The sequence below is a fragment of the Levilactobacillus suantsaiihabitans genome, from assembly GCF_004745505.1.
GTDB classification, from domain to species: domain Bacteria; phylum Bacillota; class Bacilli; order Lactobacillales; family Lactobacillaceae; genus Levilactobacillus; species Levilactobacillus suantsaiihabitans.
The window spans coordinates 1-19,607 of sequence record NZ_RKLX01000027.1; the positions used below are offsets into that span (position 1 = coordinate 1).

Genomic DNA, 19,607 nt, shown 5'->3' on the forward strand with positions numbered 1-19,607 from the left:
AAAAAACATACACTTGCGGCCACAAGTGTACGTTAGCTAAAAATAATTAAATAATTTTTTTAAGACCTACTTAGGCCAGTTTTAGTATACGCTTTTTTCGATGGAGTTTTCATATAAAAGGCGATTAGCCGGCGAGCATTAAGGATGATAACCGAATAATCCCGGGCTTGGATTGTTTGGTTATCAGGTTTAAGCGGAACCGGCTGCCTTTTGGCGCACGTTTCAGCTACGTAGCCTCAAAGTTATGTTTTGTACTAAAACCCAAATGATGGAAGCCAGATAGCTTGCAACTTCATAGCGAAAACTTCCGGGCGACCATTTACCGATAGCCATCATCTTGGCTCTTGTTAGCAACTGAACTGCCGACTAATACAGTGTACTGACACCTACACCTCGCCGGAGGCACTGGTCTCAGCAATCCCAGTTGTCAGAAACCCAGTTACGTTTTGACAAGCCAGAATCACTAGCCATCTTAAATCGTGAACACCACGCCTAAAATGATGTAGCAAATCCCGCTGACCAAACCGAAGCGCGCAAAGGTGTTCACCACGATTGGTGAATTCTTCACGCTAGCCACGTGCTTGACCGGGACCTTTTCACCGGGCAACGGGTCGACCTTGTCCTTGCGGTGCCACAAATGCCGCCAACCCGTGAACAGGTGGCCCTTCAACAGGACGCAAATGGCGCCAAACACGATCAGCGCCAGCCCCACCATGAACAACAAGTTGCCAATCGTCATAAATGACTGACCGACTATTTTCATCACTAATGCAACCAGCAGGCCCGCCGCTACGGTACCTGTCGCTGCGCGTTTCCAGTTTTTCATTTGCTTCAATCCCTTGCTTTAATCTGCAGGCCTTTAAAAAAAAGAGCCGAGGACAACTTGCCCCCAGACTCTTTTTAAAGTCTATTTGTTTTATTGTTCATGACTCCGGAAACGGTTCTTGAACAATGGGCTGACTGGCCGGTTTTCGTTGATCCGCTTGATGGCTTGCCCAATCAGGGGACCGACAGAAATTTGTTCGATCTTGTCGATTTGCTTGTCGGCCGTCAATTGAATGGAATCCGTCACGACTAATTTCTTAATCGGTGAATTCTTGATCCGTTCAATGGCGGGGCCGGACAAGACGGGGTGGGTACAACTAGCGTAAACTTCCTTGGCACCCGCGTCCATTAAGGCTTGGGAACCCAAAGTAATCGTGCCGGCCGTATCGATCATGTCATCGATCATGATGCACCGCTTGCCCTTGACATCCCCGATGATGTTCATGATTTCCGCCACATTGGCCTTAGGCCGCCGCTTGTCGATGATGGCAATCGGGGCCTTCAAGAATTCGGCTAGAGCCCGTGCCCGCGTCACCCCACCGTGGTCCGGTGAAACGACAACGGCATCTTCTGCCAAGCCACTGTTGATGAAGTAGTCCGCTAACAGCGGGGCGCCCATCAAGTGGTCGACTGGCACGTCAAAGAATCCTTGAATCTGTGCCGCGTGCAGGTCTAAAGCTAGAACCCGGGTCACGCCAGCGGTTTGGAGCATGTTGGCAACTAACTTGGCCGTAATTGGTTCGCGGGAACGCGCCTTACGATCTTGGCGTGCGTAGCCGTAGTACGGAATGACCACGTTGATGGTGGCCGCACTGGCCCGTCGTAACGCATCAATCATGATCAGCAGTTCCATCAAATTGTCGTTGACCGGGGCCGACGTCGATTGAATCACGTAGACGTGGCTGCCCCGCACACTTTGTTCGATGTTAATCCGAATTTCGCCGTCACTGAACCGGTCCACCGAAGTTTTCCCTAATTCGACACCAACTTCGTTAGCAATCTTTTCTGCCAACGGTTTGTTGGAGTTCAACGCAAAAATCTTTAATTTAGGGTCAAAATATTGCGTAGCCATAATTTCCTCCAATAGCGTATAGTCTGTCTGAATTTCCTACAACAATTTTATGCTATCGCGCTAGGAAACACAAGGCCTTCACCTTAATCTTCGCCACGATATGGCAGTTTCTGATAATAATTGGGCTTGTTGGTCTGCCGTGCCCGGGCAATGGCCATGTCGTATTGCGCCACGCCATCAGTGATCGTCGAGCCCGCCGCGATAAAGCTGTGGTCGGCCACTTCGAGTGGGGCCACTAAGTTAGAGTTCGAACCGATAAAGGCATCGTCACCCACCGTGGTCTCGTGCTTGTGCTTGCCGTCGTAATTGACGAAGACGACCCCACACCCCACGTTGATGTGCTTGCCCAGCTTGGCGTTGCCGACGTAAGTCAAATGACCCACCTTGGTGCCCTCACCGATTGTGGCCTTCTTGACCTCGACAAAGTTACCCAGGTGCACTTTCGGCCCAATGTGTGATTCTGGCCGCAAGTGGCTGTTAGGGCCGATGTTAGAGCCGCTTGCCATGTCGGAGTCTTCTAGAAGTGAAGACGTCACGGTCACGTGGTCGGCTAACTTAGCATTGCGCAATTCGGAATGCGCCCCGATGTAGCAGTCCTCACCGATGACCGTGTCGCCCTTTAACAGCACGCCCGGTTCGATGATGGTGTCGGCACCGATCTTGACGCCGGCATCGATGTAGGTCGTGGCTGGGTCGATCAAGGTCACACCGTCACGCATGTGTTGTTCGTTGATGCGGTTACGCATGATCTTAGTCGCCGCGGACAAGGCCACGCGGTCGTTGACACCCATGGATTCGTCGAAGTCGGCCATTTGGTAAGCCGCCACGATGTCGCCTTGGTGCTTCAAGATTTCGATGACGTCGGTCAGGTAATATTCCCCCTGCGCGTTGTCATTGGACGTTTCGTGAAGGGCCTTGAACAACTTTTGGTTGTCGAACACGTACACCCCGGTGTTGATTTCATGAATCTCTTGTTCTTCGGAGCTGGCATCCTTTTGTTCCACGATTTTTTCCACGATTCCAATATTGTTGCGGACGATGCGGCCGTAGCCGGTAGGATCCGGCGCAATCGAGGTCAAAATGGTGGCCGCCGCGTGCTTGGCTTCGTGGTAGGCGAAGAGGTCTTCAAACGTTTCCGCGCGGAACAACGGCGTGTCGCCGCTGACGATCAGCGTGGTCCCCGCTTCGTCTTTCAACATCGGTTCCGTTTGGAGCACGGCATGGCCGGTCCCCAATTGCTTGGCTTGCAGGGCGTATTGCGTCCGGTCACCCAGCGTGGCTTCGACGTCATCGGCGCCATAACCCACGACCGTCACGATCTTGTCCATATGCGTCTGTTCAACTTGGGTCAACACGTGGTCGACCATGGCCTTGCCACAGACTTGATGCAACACTTTGTAGAGCTTTGATTTCATCCGGGTGCCCTTACCGGCAGCGAGGATAATGGTATTTCTAGTCGTCATGCTAACTGTCTCCTAGCTATTTTAATTGAGAATCGTCGCCAAAGATCTGGGTCAAATAGTTCCCCGGTGACACGCGAATCTGTTCATCAGCGGTCTGAATCTTCAACAGTGACGTGTACTTACTAACGGTCCGTTGGCCGGCAAAATCACCTTCGGCAAACACCGCAACCCCCGCCAATTGGGAATCGAATTCATCGACTAAAGAACGCAGACCACCCACGGTCCCGCCGCCCTTCATGTAATCGTCGACGATCAAAACCCGGGAATTGGGTTTGACGCTTCGTTTGGATAGCGCCATGCGTTCGATACGTTTGGTCGAGCCGGACACGTAGTTGACGCTGACGGTCGAGCCTTCCGTAATCTGCGAATCATGCCGCACAATGACAAACGGCACACCGAGGTAGTTGGCCACACTTTGCGCCAACGGAATTCCCTTGGTGGCCACCGTCACCACGACATCCACGTTTTGATTTAAGTACTGCGTGGCTAAGATCCGCCCAATTTGCCGCAAAGCTGAGGGCCGCCCCAAGATATCGGACATGTATACGTAGCCACCGGGCAAATACCGGTCGGCTTCGGACAGTTCGGTGATCATATCATCCACAAATTGTTCCGCTTCTTCGCGCAAAATGTAGGGGATGAACCGCGCACCACCAGCAGCGCCAGGGACCGTCTCTAACAGACCCGTGCCCCGCGTCTGGAAGGTGCGTTTTAGAATCGTCAGGTCTTCACTGATCGAAGACTTTGCTGATTCATAACGCGCCGCAAAAAAGGTTAATGAAACCAATTGATGCGGCCGTTCCAATAAATACCGGGTCATATCAACCAACCGGTCACTTCTTCTGACTTTCAACTTCTTCACCTCAACGATTTCTTTAGAGTTAATTGTAAGCCCAATTTTAGCATAAATGTTCGGGTTTTTCGTTACATTTTCGTGAGAATTCCCAAAACTTGTTTAAACTTAAGAAATTACGGGCCAAATTCCCGGGTTTTTGACGAATTTGTTGGCGATTGGTCTATCCCAGGTCGTTCGCCCCAGTCCCTAGGATACAACACTCGCGCTCACTTTGCGGACTTCACGCTTTGGCTTCACCGGTTGTTACTGGCAACGTGTGACGTACTGGCCGCCTACCGTCGCACCCAATATGAGCAGGTTCGCTGTGGGCGGACGCTCCGAGCCTGAGAAGCGGTCTCGAAACTCGCTTTGAGCCGAAGCCCACGTCTCAAAGACGCCAGTTGTCTAAGCGGCATGAATCGCGCCGCTAAGGCAACTCCCACGGCTGAGCTCATATTGGGTACAACTCTCGGCTACGGTGGTGGGCACCAGGCGACGCCCCACTTAATCGTAGACGGCAGCTCACTTAACGACTAGCTCCCAACTAACATTAAAGTTCTGAGGGGCAACGAGCTAATGTTACTTTCAACCAGTTAGTTAAAGCATTTAAAAACAGGCCGCTTCCTCATAAATTGAGGAAATCGACCTGTTCATTCGAGTGATTAAAATTGTTGGCCAGTGCGGTGACCACGCGGCTACGATTGAGGCGCATTCTTGGTTTCAAAACGACGGACCGTTTGGGAGAACGGTCACTATCTCGCCGGAGGCAGGCAGGGGTGGAGCCAGCTGTGTCGACGGTGTTGGCTGAGGTTTTGTCTCAGCCTACAGCGTGGGGCGACTTGAGAGACTCGCGGGTTTAGCGAGGCTTTCAAGCGAACCGGAAGCCCGTTTCCCAGGCTGGAGGTGTCCCCCATAGCAGGCGGAACCTCTGCCTGACGCAGGCAGCTGGTTTCACCCTACTCCGCCGTCTGGAGCTTTTGCCAGCCCAAGGCCAGGAAGTAAAAGACCGCTTCGATGGCCGCGATGAAGAAGGAGACCGGGTAGTTGGTGACGTAGCTTAACGTTAACCCAGCCCAGACGCCGATCAGGGCGAGGCCAACCGCCAGCGTCATCATGCCGCCGACCGTGTGGGCGAAGTATTTGGCCGTCGCTGCTGGCAGGGTCAACAGGATGAAGATCAACAGTGACCCCACGATTTGTGCTGCGACGCTCACGCTTAGAGCTACCAGGACCAAAAACGTGATGGACAGTGTGTTGGTCCACAGTCCCTTGACCCGCGCACCGGTGTGGTCAAACGAGTCGAATTTCAAGAACCGATAGATCACGAACACGACCAGCAAGACCAGCACGGACAACCACAACATTTGCCGAACGTCGCTGGCACTAATGCCGATGACGCTCCCGAACAGGATGCTGGTGGCGTAGCTGGCATTTTTGTTGGCCAACGACAAGAACAAGATACCCAGCCCGATGAACAGCGCGGAAATGGCACTGGTGGCCGCTTCCCGGCGTTCACTGCGCGCACTCAGCTGGCCGACGATGACCGAGCTGATGACCGTAAACAGCAGCATCCCATTCAACGGGGCCCAGCCGGCAAAAACGCCAAAGGCCGCCCCGGAGAAGCCGATTTCGGATAACGTGTGCGTTAAAAAGGACATGTTGCGGGCAATCACGAAGACGCCCATGATGCCACAGATGATGGCGATGATGGTGCCGGCCGCGAAGGCGTTGCGCATAAATTCATAACTAAACATTCTTCTCGCCCTCCCAGACCTTGGCTTGGGTCAACCCGCTGATGGGGCCCTGTTCGACCCCGTCCGGCGTTAACATCAGATATTGCGAACTGTACTTGCGGGCCATCGGGATATCGTGGGTCACGAAAAGCACCGTCAAATGCAGCCGCTGGTTCAATTCGATGACCAAATCGAGCAACTCTGTCTTGGTGACCGGGTCCAAGCTGGCCGTCGACTCGTCTAAAATCAAGAGATTGGGCGATTCCACTAACGCCTGGGCCAAGTAAGCCTTCTGGCGCTCCCCACCGGAAGCCTGGCCAATCGGCCGTTTCGCCAACTTGGTCAGGCCGGTTTCTGCTAAAATGTGGTCGATTTCCGCGTGCTCCTTGCGCGATAACCACGGCCATTTCCAGCCGGTCAAGTTCAAGCCGACAAAGTCCTTGATGGTCAACGGGTAGTCGCTGTCGATGTTGCGAAATTGCGGCACGTAGCCAATCTTGACGCTATTGGCGTTGGGCAAATAGGTCACCTTACCCGTGGTCGGTCGCAACTGATGCAAGATAGCACGCATCAGCGTGGTCTTCCCCACCCCATTTTTCCCGACAATGCTCCAAAACTCGCCCTGACGAATCGTCAGATTGAGGTCGGCAAAAACCGGGTGATTGGGAAAGGTCACGCCCAAATTTTCAAGTTTTAAAATTGCTGGTTCACTCATGGCTATCCTCCTGAATCCGCTGGACCTGGCGATACTGTGCAAGCATCCAGGCCCGGTACGTTTGATGCGTCGGCATGGTCTCGGTCACCTTGACCACCGGCACGTGGTATTGGCGCGCCAGATTGACCATGGCGGTGACGTTTTTGCTGGAGTTCTGTGTGTTTTCCACGAAAAAGGCGATTTCGTGGTGCTTGATCTGTTTCTGCAGCTGAGTAATATCGGCCGGCGTCGGGTCGCTGTCCTCTTCAATGGATTGGGCAAAATGCCCGTCGCTGATGCGATAACCCATCGCCGTGAGTGCCAGGTCAAAGACCGGTTCACTCACCGCGACCTTCTGACCGTTGGCGTGGCGCTTGATCTGTCGCGCCGTTTGGGCCAGAACCGCCAATTGCTGCTCGTAGGCCGCGCCCCGGCGTTTAAACTCAGCGGCGTGCCGCGGTTCGATGCGGCTAAACTGCTGCACCAGTCGCCGCGTGACCTGGGTCATCACGGTGGGGTCCGACCACAAATGCGGATTGTCCCCGGTGGTCTTGCCCATCAGCTTGCCAATCGTCAACGTCTTGGTGCCAGAGCCTTCATTGGCCGCGACGACGCGGTCCATCCAGCTATCGTAGCCCAGCCCGTTTTCCACCACCACGTTGGCCTTGGCGACTAACTTAGCGGTCTTCACGTCCGGCTCATAACTCTCGGCATCAATGCTGGGACTGTTGATAATCGTTTGTACGTTACCGCGATTTTCTAAAATCGCCTGTGCCGCTTCACCATAGAAACCCAGTGTGGCGACCACGTTGATCTTGCCAGACTGCTGCGGTTGCGCCGCAGGTTGGCAGCCAGCCAGCGTCAAAAGCGCGACGAATGCGGCAACCACCGCCAACCAGCGCGTTTGCCGCCACCAATTTTGTCTTTGCAAGTCCGTCATCCCCATTCAAAATTTTTTACAACTATTCTTTGCGTCTTTAATATGTAAACAGTAATGATTACCGTTTAGTAGTTTACCAGAAAATGAAAACTTGTCAACAAACTTTCGCGCTTGACGGGGGAATCTTTGCACAAATGTAAAAGAAATGCTGGGGAGATGCGTCCAGAGCATTAACACCCCACCGACAGAGCCATAAAAAAAGGCACTGGAAAAATCTCCAGTGCCCTGTCGGTCGAATTTTAGGTTAACAAGATTATTTTGCTCCTCGCTGGAAGCGATTAAAAGGTAAATCTTTGCGTTTAAAATGGACTCTCAAGATCCGTCGTTGGGTTCCGTGCTCAGTGCGGCCTCTCTGGACGCGTCAACTGTAGCAATTCAACGGATTAGGACTGATTTTACAGTATAGATCACTGAAAGTCAATCAAAACTTATTAATTCGCAAAAAAGCCAAGCCTCTTATCCTGCTTGTCCACCATACTCATGACAATGGCGCTAGGATTACCCCCACACATGTGGGGAACACTTTGTTGATGGTACCCGTTTGCACTTCAGGATCACCCCCACACATGTGGGGAACACTGTAGCTTCGCAAACGCGACGGCGTCACGCTGGGGATCACCCCCACACATGTGGGGAACACACTAAGGAAACGCCGTCACACCGGGATTCTATTTTTCAAAAAAGCTGTTTTTCCTTTAACTTGCTCGCCAGGCTAAAAGTTGCTTGAGCATCTGACAAGGCATGGTGCGGACTGGTATTTTCAATGCCATAATCAGCTAGAACAGTTTCCAGCCGATAGTTATCCAGAAATTTGTTTGACTTCTTGACCAATGGCATCAAATCAATAAATCGATTTGACAGGCTGGGCTGCCCAACTTGTTTAAAAGCGGCCCGCAAAAAGCCCTCGTCAAAGCGCAGGTTATAGCCGACAACGGGCATGTCTCCGACAAATGCTTGCAAAGTTCGCAATCCATCCGTCAGACTAACCCCTTTCTCATTCAGCTGCTCACTGGTAATTCCCGTCAATGCCGTTATACCAGCCGGAATCTCTTGAGCCCCTTTAATCAATTGATACGACTGTACCATTTGCCCATCTGGCCCTCGTTTGACAGCACCAATCGAAAGAATCGCATCCTTGACCGCATCCAACCCAGTAGTCTCAATATCAAGACTGACTGCCGTGAGCTTTTTCGTCGATGGGTGCGACTTTCCACCAGCGTTGCGCATCATCACCTTGGCACGATGGAATTTGGCGGCATCACTAAAGCCATGCTTCACACCACCTGTTGCTTCCTTCAGGTGCATCATCAGCGGAATACCATCGAAGTCAACAACTTGTCGGTCTTGACGCGTCGTCCTGAATTGATACCCCAATTCATTCTGAGCATTATAGACCATGGTGGCCTCGCCTCGACCGATATTTTCCATAATGCGATCCCACAAGGCATCTCGTACCCGGGCGCTCACATTGCCGACGTAAACCCCCGTTTGGATTTCTTGATACCACTTGGTTAGATCACCTTTTAACGATTTCGGAACTTTGGTTAACGTCACCACAATCATCGGCGTTCCACTTCCTGAAGCTCATGATACTGCACGCCAAACTTCTGCAGTCCCAGTCGGTCGTCCCACAGGCTGACCATATCAACTTCCGCGTCATCTTCTGAAATCCCCAAGAGACTCTTCAAATCCTTCACCATCCGGACCACCAACTTACTTTGGACAAAAACATCGCGCATGGCCAGGCGCACCTTTGCGCCGATATCCGCATCATCGCCGTATTCCTTAGTCACGCCGAACGCGACTGGTATCGAAAATTCTGCCTTATAGAGGTCTGCAAAATCATAGACGAATGAAAGGTCATGACCGGTATGGACAAAGCCCAACCCCGCTGAGGCACCCAAAGCCGAAATCACGCTATAGCTCAAGCCATAAAGCGCCTGATGTGCCGCAGTTAGCGCCTTATTAATTGGCGTACCCGCTTCGAAGTTATCCGGATTGTACTCGCGTCGTGACCAGGCAACCCCGGTTCTTTCAGACTGGTCGAGGTACACTTGGCGCACACGAGCGCCTTCCTTTCCCCGCAGCTGTTGCATCGTTAGCTGAGAAACATCTTCGTCCGGAAAGCGCATCTGATACATTGCCCGCGCAACTTTCACGCGTGATCGCTGGTTCGACACCAACCTAGCCTGGGCGACTAGTAGCGTTGAAGCATGGTTGAGGGGACGGCCATACGCGTACTGCCGCACGCCATATTCACCAACCCAGACAACACCCAGTCCCGACTCGCCGATCAGTTCCATCGCCCGGTGGGTCACATCCACACCCGGTCCCAGCATCAGTACACTCAACATCGCTGCCGGAACGTTCACGATGCCGCGCTCATCCAAAACCTGAATTGCACTGTCCTGCCGGTTTAATTTGGCATGTTCTAAATACAAAAAGGTGATTCGATCCCGCACGCGTCCCAATTCATAGCGTTCCGGCTTCTTAGCCCCCACCTGCTTTTTTACCATGATTACGCCTCCGGAATTACCGTCATTAAGCCCATCCCGTATGCTTTTTCGCGACCAAGTCCTTGGGTGAGTGTTTCCTTGAAGGCCGCAACATCATTAATGCGCAAGAGCCCTTCAAAGGTCACTCGACTCAGGCGGACTCCTCGGCCAGCTCGCCGATGAAGCGTTGGCCACTCCCGACCAACGATGTCAAATGACCAAGTCGGCGCACCATCCGAATTTTCCGCCGCGACATTTTGAATCAGACTAAAGCCAGCTCTTTCTGCACGATCAATCAACCACTGTCTTTGTTGTTCAACGGTGATGTGGGGAACGACGCGACCTTGTTTCCTCCCCGGCACCGTAATCGTGTGCGTCGGATTGGCCGTCAATCGAAACTGCAACAGTTGGCCTTCATGCAACTGGTCTAGCAAGTGGTCATACGCTTTTGTCATGACCGTTCCCTGTACACCGTACGTGGCGAGCTTCTCCACATCGGGCTTTTCTTCACTCAAAACGAGTAAATACCGCCGCCCGCCTAGCTGGTCGATCCGCCACAAATGTCGTAACCGTTCATGGACAGCAATTTCAGCTGGGAAGCTTTGTTCGACCCAATTGTGATAGGCGCCCAGGTGCGTCAAATCTCGAGTCTTCGCACGGTTGTTACTGTCGATTTCTACTCTTGATAGGTACATGCTTACTCCTCTCCGAGCGCAGTAAATGGATCGTGCTGGGTGTCCAGGTCACTGCTCTGCGCGTCTAATTGATTCAATGGAACCGTTGTCCTGGCAATGGCCCGAAAGCCGTGTTGTCGATCCCGCTGATTAAAGGAAATGACCCGGTCCTTAACCAACGCACTCGACTTATCAGCCAGCAGACCGGCGTCGGCAATGATTTCCAAACTACTTTCCTGCTGTCTTCGTTGATACCAAGAAGCCGCTTGCCACTTCAGGTCTTGTAACACGGCGACTGGTGCCTGGTCAGCAAACTCTTGCATCTCCAGCACCCCTGCCGGCGCATTGGACCGTCTTCCCAAAAACAATTGGAACCGCGGATGTTTAAGTGCAAACTTGATGTTATCAATTACCGCGTCATCTTCATGACCCAAGGCCACCACAAAGACGGCATCTTGAAGATAATCGCGATAGGTGATCTTTCGCGTATCCTTTTTCCATTCGACAGTTTGAAAATCCGTCAATTGGCGCCCGACCTGATCGATTCGCACCGCAAAGCTTAACTGATTCAGCGTCAGGATACGTTGGTCATTGCGGCGATAGCCCAAAGCCGCTGCTACCATCCCCACCACCGCACTCTTAGTGGGATAATCGTTGGTCGTCCGCCGGGCAAAACTGGCTTCATTCCCATAGGACTGCAATGGTGCCGTTAACTTAATCGTTAGTGTCTTCATCCTGCATCACCTCTGATAACTTGGCCGTGACTTGGTCCAGAAGATCAGATAATTTGGCCACAGTCGTCCCAATTTGTGAGTCCGCTTTACCCAAGACAAAGTTCGCGACTGGTTCGTCAACGTATGCTTGTGTTCGCTGGTATTCGCCTTCCAGTCTCGTCACTGACGGCGCAACGTAACCGCTGTGGGAAACGACCGGATTTTCAAATGCCGACACTAAGTTGACTGGCGTGTCCTGCCGAATCGTCACCATCACGTAGCTAGGCAGCGTTTTATTGGCAAAGGTATTCTGCTTACCAGTCGGCATCGACAGCAAGAAGTCCTTGATAAAGTCAGCCGTTCCCTTAATGGCGTCCGTCACATTCAGATTGTGCGCCAGCTCATTCAGGTTCACATTGGCATACCGGTAAAGGGTCGCGGAATTGAAATCAATTGTACCCAGCATTGCCGCTCCGGCATTATCCTCTGGTTGTTCATCATCCAGCGCCGTAAAGTAATCGTATTCGGGAACCACTTCATGGGTGGAAATGGCGTGTGCCACTTGTGCCGACGCATCTACGTTTAATTCAGGGTTGTCTGCTACCATTCGGCCGAATAGCGCCAGGTCCAAGGATTGATCACCTTTCAGGACCTTCTTGATTTCCTTCTTATCCAGTTCCTCATTGTCGATTGCGTACTGGGCCAACTTGGCAATCTGACCACGACTGACTAAGAGCAGGGCGCCCGTTTCATTGTCCTTCTTTTTGTCTACTTTGATGCCGGCCAATTTAAAGACCTCTGCGACTTTTGCCTGCACCGTCTCATCATCCAAAGTTGCGTCCAAGTTTTTCAGTTCAGTCGCCAGCAGATTGGCTGCCTGCTTCGTCCGCTTCCCGGCAGAAACGTGATCTTGTTTAAAGACATCACGAACGGCCTTTTTCCAGCTTTGCGAAGATACCCGGGCACGTGTCACACCACCGTATAATGCGGTTTTCGGGGCGCCAGTGTCATCCCGGTTGATGTTTGATGAAGGTACCGTTTGTAAGACGCTTAAGTCAACATATAGATTAGTCATTAGTGTTCTCTCCTTTTGATTTGGCTGCTTGAACTGAGTAATACTGTTGTCCCCAACGTAACCGGACGCGGCTGGCTTGCTCATAACTGCCTTGTAAGTTATCTAAATCTTGTGCCAGCAACGCATAGTCAATCTGTTGTGCACCCTGGTGCGCTTTTAAGATGCTGACTAGGTGAGTCAGACTATTAATGATGCCTGAAACACTGGTCGTCGCTAGCAACGGCTGTACCCGCCGATCCATGGCGACCCGTAAGTCCTCATCTCCACGTAACCTGCCTAAGACACCAAAGAATGTTTCACCCACGGCGTCTTTTCCCACTGCTGACGCATAAACAAATGCGTCCTGATTGCCTTGCTGGTGCAGCGCGTAAAACCGCGTTGCCGTGTAAACGGCCGTCTCCGCTGCGGTAGGCGCCCCATCCTTGGCGTGACTCAACTGGCTTTCGTCCAGATGGGCCATGATGACTGGCCAAACGGCTTCGGCTCGGTGACTGGTAATCGTTGGGGCATTTCTGAGACTCGCTAGAATGGCCTTATCCGGATTACCATCCCGGTAGAGCGTATTAATAATTTGACTGGTCGCTTTTCTAACCTCACTTGGCATAACTTTCATCACTCCTTCTTCAAATCAAGATCACGCCGGACCTGATACATCAGGCGATTCTTTGCGGTAAAAATATTCAAGGGACCGTAGTCACCATCATTGATTCCCTTAGCATCTCGTGGCGAGCTGGCGCGCATTTCATCATCGACAGCCATTACCACAATCTTTTCCAATTGGGCCTTCCAGCGATTGATTTGGGCATCCCGGTCATCTTGGCCACTCAATCCACTTAGCCAGGCCTTGAAAGGACCATTCAAGCGTTCATAAAATTTGGCACTCATGCCACTGGCAAACGTCCGGGTATCTAAATTGCGAATTTTTCCCAAATTCACAGCGAAATGGTAGTAGTCCTTGCCAATCGTCTGCGTGGTCTCAATGGCTTCTTCGATTCGCACCGGCCACCGCTCTGTCAACTCCTCATCGAATAGAACGTCGGCTTGCATTTCCAAATCATCCACCACTTCTGCCGCGGGTGATTGGGAAGTGGCATTGCCATCACTCACCAAGGCTACTGAATTCAAGAATAACGGTGCATCCTTTGCAATCAGGTGCTTTCGCTGGAGCGTTCTCAACCAAATAACGATTCCCGGCTCATGCATGTCATCTGCTCTGTGAACATTGACGTACTGCCCAAAGTTGCGCCACATTGCGGTTCCCAGAGAACGCAGACTCTTCCCTACCGGTCGGTAAGCACTAGTCTTTTTATCAAGTCTCCAAGTCGTCATCGGCTCAATCAAAGCCCCCTCGTACGCAAACATCGGGATTCCCGCACTGAGGATCGTGGGCCGCCCATTTTCGCGCCAGTCAATATGCAACAGCCGTGACCACGCGGTATAGAGTTCCGCCAAATTATCGGGTAGAATTTGGGCCTTACGCTGCTCAACGTAGTCACGAATCGATGGCACTTCCCAAACGGGCTTTTGCAACGCATAATCCGCGTCTTCCTGACGTACATCTACTAAAATCAAGTTCAACATCAACGTCTCGAACAGTGTTTTCCCCTTCGCAAACACCGGATTAATGCCATAAACCCAGCCCTTGGCGTTAGAGAATTTTTCCTTCGTGACCACCTTGGTTTTATCCGTGACCCCCGTAAAGTTTTGATAGGTGACCACCCAGCGCGCCAGTTCATCCAAAGACACTGTGTTCTTGGCTTCCCCAGACTTAGGCGCAAACGTATCCGGCGTATTGGCACTTTCCGAAATCCGCCGATTCATCTGTTGGACTAGCACTTCACCCTTACCAGTAGCCACTTTTCTATTCGCTGGCACCAACGCATCGTAATCCGCAGTCGCCGCCTGATAAAAGGGATGATCACCCAAAAATTCGAAATCCGCCCTGTGAGTCGTTAAGTAAGCCGTCACCGCAGATGAGAAATGACCCGCTTGGTAAAGCTGCCCCCAAGTCGCAAACAGAGTCTCTTTACCCTCTTCGTCATCAAATGTATCCAGATCGAGGTCTAACGTCTCAGGTGACGCTACATCCCCATCCAACCATTCATATTGAGTATTGTTCGCATCCACGCGCGAATAAACCGTTGTTAGAATGGCTAAGAGTAGCCGTAACAAAGCAAAGTCTTGACTGTGCATATCACCGGCCAGTTGCCGATAATCAGCCGCGTTTTTGAACAAGTCAATCAGAGAAACCATCTTTTCTTGATTGGACTCAACCGTCACCACCTTGATCCACGGATCAGTTGCTAAGTTAAATTTTTGACTATCCACCAATATCACCTTCCTTTACATATTTTAAGCCGACCTTTGCGGAATACGTCAGTTGCCAACCGGCAAAACTGATCGCCAGATTTTCATCCAGTGGCAGCGCCAAGGCACCTCTGAGCCAAACATCGCTTTGCCAGCCAGAAAAGTAGTGACCGGTCAAAGTCTCTAGACGTTTAATGGCCTCGTCAATGTTCGGCGTCACCGCAATCGGCAGGCGAATCACCTGCTGAGCAATTTTCTGTGAAGGGGCCTCGCTTAACCGTTGTCCGTCCAACAGGAAGTCACCTGCGTCCGTATGCTGTACTAGGATGACCTCCAGCGTTTCCTTGATGTCCCGCACGGCCGCGGCGGCCTTTTGCTCATTTTGGGTGACGTCGCCCAGATTGCGTTCCAGCCAACCGTGGATCGTGGCATCGGCCGTCGTTTTAGGATTGGCAATCTGATAAACGCGGGCTTTTCTTTTCTCAGCCTTCAAGTGATTCTCGAACTCATCTTTTGCGTCGGCAATATCCGGTACATCATCATCCGTTGCTGGATCATAGACTGCCTGGACCAGCGGTGAAATATCGTCTGGCAGGGCAATCGTATCCTGCAAGAAATGATCCGTCTTCATGAGTAAATACTTGCTATAAATGGCTTCGTTGGCCTCCCCATAGTCGCCCGGCCCAGCGATTCCCATCACAAAGACTTGCGGAACCTCCAGCATTTGCGGGCGGGCGATTTGGTGTCGATGCAGCCGCCCAGCACGTTGAAGAATTAAATCCATGGGCGCAATATCCGTGTATAGCACATCGAAGTCAATGTCCAAAGATTGCTCCAACACCTGAGTGCCAATAACGACCAACTTATCTGGTCGCTGACCGTGCTTACCAATCGCCGCTTGTAGTCGATTAGCCTGTGCCGTTCGATCAGTTGCCAGAAAGGCCGAATGCAAAATCATCGTTGGTATCTCTGCTGGCATCTTTTCGGCCAACGTCTGGGCGCGTTTGACCGTATTAACGATAACACCGGCAACGCCACCGCCGGCCAGCTGATTCACGACGTGGGCAACGAGTTCTTCATCAGCCACGTTCAGACGCTGCACCTGTAACTTCGTCGGCTGCTGATCACTCTGACCAGGAAAAGTGGTCACCTGTTTCAGGTGATGACCGTCCAACAGGCTCAGCAGTGGATAGGCCTGCGTGTCTTCCCAATCTTTTGGTGCATCTAGCTCATAGTGCCGGCCATATTTGCCCTTTAAGTAAGCGTCCAGTAGTTGATTTCGTTTGGCCTTCGGCAGCGTCGCGGACAAAATGACAATGGGCACATGGTAGACACCTAGCCACCTCAGCGCCTTATACAGATATTGATTCATGTACGAATCATACGCGTGAACTTCATCAATCACCACGACCTTACCGCTGAAGCCCAAATGGCGGAGGAAGAGGTGCTTTTGCTTCAGACCCAACAGTAGGAGATTATCAATCGTTCCCACCGTGAATTTTGTCAAAATGGACTTTTTCCCGGAGAACCAGCCATTAACCACGACCTGGCCTGTGCCATCATCGTCATAAATATTGGTTGCGTTGGGCAACGCTCGATACGTCTGGTTAAACTGAGATTTTCCGTGCATCAAGCGAATTGGCAAATTCTCGGCTTGCTGTCTAGCCAGAAATGCTAACCAATCGTCTACGCGATCAAACATGGCATCCGTCGTTGCCTGTGTTGGTAACCCCATGAAAAGGCCATCTCGCCCGGTAATATTCGCCAATTGTTCAACCGCCAGCAAAGCAGTCTCAGTTTTCCCAATTCCCATCGGTGCTTCGATAATCACCATTCCCGGGTCTAGCGTCGCACCAATTGCCTGCGTCATCGCCTTCTGGACGGGGCGGGGCTTAAATCCCCAGCGCTCCTGATAGGGGTCGGGGTCCGAATCCGTGAGAGCGACTTGTTGGGGATACCACTCGCCAACGGCATCCCAGGCTGTCATCGCTTTTTGAAAACGTGTCTTGATTCCCTCCTTTGGCCAGGCACAATCCAACGGAATCAAAGGAAATAGTGGCGTCTGTTGGTCATCATCCAAGTGTTCACTGGACGCCAGCCAGTCTGCCATAATGAGGAGCCCTTCTAGGATAACGGCCTGTGGCTGGGTTATGTTGGGAATATCTTTAACCGTTTGGTAGCCGGCTGACTTCAAGCCGTATTCGAAGAGCTCCTGTTGAACGTCTCGCCAGGGTTGCTGAATTTCCGGGCGAATATCGTCTAGGTAATAGTTGGCTGTGTAATTACCAATTTGATCATCTGGGGGATAGTCAGCTGGTTTACCATGGTGCCCACCAATGATAGCGCCTATCGAATCAGGAACGCCCAAGCCTTCCAAAATTGCCTCCCCAGCCAGCGCATGCGGCGATTCTTTCGTAGAGGATAGGCGTAGATATAACGAATCAAAATCAACAAACCCCACCTGAGTTAACTTTGCTCGTAAGTATTCGTCTAGTGACTCGTCCCGATTATAGGATTCCTTGGCTTGAAAGGCGGCTGAAATTTTTCCAAAATCATGAAAAAAGCCCACTAGTTTAACCAGACGTTGACTCTCCGTCGCTGATAACGTTCCCTGTAACAATCGCCGCTGGCCTGGACTTAACCACTGATTAAACAAATAATTAGCAACATTTTGTGTGTCCAGTAAATGCACAATTAATGGTAACCAGGCTTGCTGACCATCTTCGGACCGCTTCTTGGCCCATAATGCTGCTGCACGCTTTGATATTTCCACTGCCATTTTCTTTGCCTACCCTTCCCCTAATTACGGTTCTAATCAGCACCTGAAAGCGCTAACTGACCTGTTAATATTTCTAAGATACAAGTCAATGAGGCTCACGTCAATACCATCAACATCAAAAATAATCCTTATAGAATCACTATTTAAATGTAGAATTAATTTTATGTCTACATCATTATAACATATGTTATATTACTAAACAATTATGAAAACACCCCACACTTGTGGGGAACACATTTATCATGGGCCCTTTATAACATAAGTTATAGGATCACCCCCACATTTATGGGGAATACTGGCGCCTTCACCTATGACCCACATCCCCGTGAGAGCTATCTGTGGAAATAACTTTACACTGAAGAGTCACCCCCACACCTCTGGAGAACACTAGGATAGCACTCGAGGTTTCTTGAGTCAAACAGGATCACCCCCACACATGTGGGGAACACTTGATTTCGTTTTGCACCGAAACTACAAGTTCAGGATCACCCCCACACCTGTGGGGAATACGGACACGAAATATTAATTTCCAAGGCACCAATGGGATCACCCCCACACATGTGGGGAACACGAAAGAAGTGGCTTAAAAATGGCAGAAACAGGAGGATCACCCCCACACCTGTGGGGAACACCGGGCGTTAAGTCTGACGATATGGGGGCAGTTAGGATCACTCCCACACCTGTGGGGAATACCTGAATAGTCCGCTGCCTTAGTTGTGGCATTGTGGATCACTCCCACACCTGTGGGGAATACACTAAAGAAACGCCGTCACACCGGGATTCTATTTTTCCCAAAAGCCATTTTTCCTTTAACTTACTTCTTTGATGCCCTAACAAAACATCCTCAGTAAGGATCCCAAGACTACTAGAAAGTAGATTAAACCTATATCATAATCTACCCCCGCACATAAGGCGCCAAGAAATCAGCCACCAATCGGTCATAGCGGTCCGGGTCCTCCTCGCGCGTGGCGATGTGTGCCGCTACTGGGTCGCGATACTTTTGCTTGGGACCCGCGGAGGCTTGGTACAAGAGGTCCAGGTTTTCGACGGGCACCGTCTCGTCATTGGCGCCCTGAATCAGTAATAGCGGGATGTGGCTCTTGCGGAGCTGATTGGCGATGTCGCCGTCTGCCAAACGGTAGTCGCCCAGTCGTGAGTACTGATCGGCAATTGCCAGCGTCGGTTGGGTGGGCACGTGAAATTCGTGACGCATCCGGAAGCGGGCCTCGCCCAAAACGGACGCGTAGCCCGAGTCGGCGATGATGGCCTTAACGTTGGCCGGCAACTTTTCGCCAGCCGTGGCCATGACCGTAGCGGCGCCCATGGAGATGCCTAACATGACAATTTGACTCTGGTCGCCGTTTTTGGCCACGACCTGGTTGACCCATTGCTGGTAATCGTGCCGGTCAGTCCAGCCGTAGCCAATCGTATGACCATCACTCTCGCCGTGCGCTCGGGCGTCGGGCATCAAGACCGCGTACCCCCAGTCGTGAAACACACGTGCCCAGGGAATCATTTGCTCGCGGGCGTGACCCAGGCCGTGCGCCAAAATGGCAACCTTGTCCGTGGGCTGTTCAGCCGCCAACCAGCTGGCCCGCAAGCACAGGCCGTCTTGACTGATCTGGGTCCACTCAACCGGGTGGTGGCGCAAGTACCAGGCGTTGTCCGCCGCCGTATTTTCACGAATCGCCCGCTCCTTAGACTGCCGGCGACTCCGGGCGTATGACCGCGTGGCGGATAAATACAGTCCCGCCGCGGCGCCCAAGACACTCACGGCACCCACGGCAGATAGCGCTGCCACGCCGCCGACTACCTTTTGCCAAGTCTTCATCAGTAACGACCCCATTTCTGTTTTTTTAGCTACCTCCACTGTACCGAAATTCGGCGATGGTTGCCACTAATTCACTTAGAAAATTCTGCACGCATTGGGGCTAGTCACTGAGCCCGGGACAAACCTCCCAGGCTCGTTTGTGTCACCTTTACCTAGCTGAAACGTGCGCCA

General features: G+C 51.8%; 16 protein-coding genes and 1 CRISPR repeat array. All 16 genes read right to left on the reverse strand.

The window, feature by feature from the left end; genetic code table 11:
• Positions 1–472: 472 nt before the first annotated feature.
• The gene (locus EGT51_RS11535; protein WP_135368855.1) at positions 473–826 is read right to left on the reverse strand and encodes a DUF3899 domain-containing protein; all 354 of its coding nucleotides are present in this window, start codon (positions 824–826) and stop codon (positions 473–475) included.
• A gap of 90 nt (positions 827–916) precedes the next feature.
• Positions 917–1,897, reverse strand: coding sequence for a ribose-phosphate diphosphokinase (locus EGT51_RS11540; RefSeq protein WP_125576272.1), 981 nt, complete (start codon positions 1,895–1,897; stop codon positions 917–919).
• 83 nt (positions 1,898–1,980) lie between these two features.
• The gene (gene glmU, locus EGT51_RS11545; RefSeq protein ID WP_135368856.1) at positions 1,981–3,360 is read right to left on the reverse strand and encodes a bifunctional UDP-N-acetylglucosamine diphosphorylase/glucosamine-1-phosphate N-acetyltransferase GlmU; all 1,380 of its coding nucleotides are present in this window, start codon (positions 3,358–3,360) and stop codon (positions 1,981–1,983) included.
• A gap of 16 nt (positions 3,361–3,376) precedes the next feature.
• Complete coding sequence (purR, locus tag EGT51_RS11550) at positions 3,377–4,213, reverse strand: pur operon repressor (protein WP_135368857.1); 837 nt, start codon at positions 4,211–4,213, stop codon at positions 3,377–3,379.
• Positions 4,214–5,151: 938 nt separating this feature from the next.
• A complete protein-coding gene (locus EGT51_RS11555; protein WP_135368858.1) occupies positions 5,152–5,949 on the reverse strand; it encodes a metal ABC transporter permease in 798 nt (265 codons plus the stop codon).
• A complete protein-coding gene (locus EGT51_RS11560) occupies positions 5,942–6,643 on the reverse strand; it encodes a metal ABC transporter ATP-binding protein (protein ID WP_135368859.1) in 702 nt (233 codons plus the stop codon). The genes EGT51_RS11555 and EGT51_RS11560 overlap by 8 nt, the downstream gene beginning before the upstream one ends.
• Positions 6,636–7,562: a metal ABC transporter solute-binding protein, Zn/Mn family gene (locus EGT51_RS11565; RefSeq protein WP_135368860.1), complete on the reverse strand. Its 927-nt coding sequence runs from the start codon at positions 7,560–7,562 to the stop codon at positions 6,636–6,638. Before EGT51_RS11565 ends, EGT51_RS11560 begins: the two co-directional genes overlap by 8 nt.
• A gap of 675 nt (positions 7,563–8,237) precedes the next feature.
• A complete protein-coding gene (cas2e, locus tag EGT51_RS11570) occupies positions 8,238–9,125 on the reverse strand; it encodes a type I-E CRISPR-associated endoribonuclease Cas2e (RefSeq protein ID WP_135368861.1) in 888 nt (295 codons plus the stop codon).
• A complete protein-coding gene (gene cas1e, locus EGT51_RS11575; protein WP_135368862.1) occupies positions 9,122–10,078 on the reverse strand; it encodes a type I-E CRISPR-associated endonuclease Cas1e in 957 nt (318 codons plus the stop codon). The genes cas2e and cas1e overlap by 4 nt, the downstream gene beginning before the upstream one ends.
• 2 nt (positions 10,079–10,080) lie before the next feature.
• Positions 10,081–10,752, reverse strand: coding sequence for a type I-E CRISPR-associated protein Cas6/Cse3/CasE (gene cas6e, locus EGT51_RS11580; RefSeq protein WP_135368863.1), 672 nt, complete (start codon positions 10,750–10,752; stop codon positions 10,081–10,083).
• 2 nt (positions 10,753–10,754) lie between these two features.
• Positions 10,755–11,465 (reverse strand): type I-E CRISPR-associated protein Cas5/CasD, encoded by a 711-nt coding sequence (gene cas5e / locus EGT51_RS11585; protein ID WP_135368864.1) that lies wholly within the window; start codon positions 11,463–11,465, stop codon positions 10,755–10,757.
• The gene (gene cas7e / locus EGT51_RS11590) at positions 11,446–12,519 is read right to left on the reverse strand and encodes a type I-E CRISPR-associated protein Cas7/Cse4/CasC (RefSeq protein WP_135368865.1); all 1,074 of its coding nucleotides are present in this window, start codon (positions 12,517–12,519) and stop codon (positions 11,446–11,448) included. The genes cas5e and cas7e overlap by 20 nt, the downstream gene beginning before the upstream one ends.
• The gene (gene casB / locus EGT51_RS11595; protein WP_135368866.1) at positions 12,512–13,123 is read right to left on the reverse strand and encodes a type I-E CRISPR-associated protein Cse2/CasB; all 612 of its coding nucleotides are present in this window, start codon (positions 13,121–13,123) and stop codon (positions 12,512–12,514) included. Before casB ends, cas7e begins: the two co-directional genes overlap by 8 nt.
• Positions 13,124–13,131: 8 nt before the next feature.
• On the reverse strand, positions 13,132–14,847 hold the full coding sequence (locus EGT51_RS11600; RefSeq protein ID WP_135368867.1) for a type I-E CRISPR-associated protein Cse1/CasA: 1,716 nt from the start codon (positions 14,845–14,847) through the stop codon (positions 13,132–13,134).
• A complete protein-coding gene (gene cas3, locus EGT51_RS11605; RefSeq protein ID WP_135368868.1) occupies positions 14,840–17,605 on the reverse strand; it encodes a CRISPR-associated helicase Cas3' in 2,766 nt (921 codons plus the stop codon). Before cas3 ends, EGT51_RS11600 begins: the two co-directional genes overlap by 8 nt.
• A 421-nt stretch (positions 17,606–18,026) precedes the next feature.
• A CRISPR array of direct repeats spans positions 18,027–18,359; the repeat unit is 28 nt; unit sequence GGATCACTCCCACACCTGTGGGGAATAC.
• A 141-nt stretch (positions 18,360–18,500) separates the two neighbouring features.
• A complete protein-coding gene (locus tag EGT51_RS11610) occupies positions 18,501–19,436 on the reverse strand; it encodes an alpha/beta hydrolase (RefSeq protein ID WP_135368869.1) in 936 nt (311 codons plus the stop codon).
• Positions 19,437–19,607 lie beyond the last annotated feature (171 nt).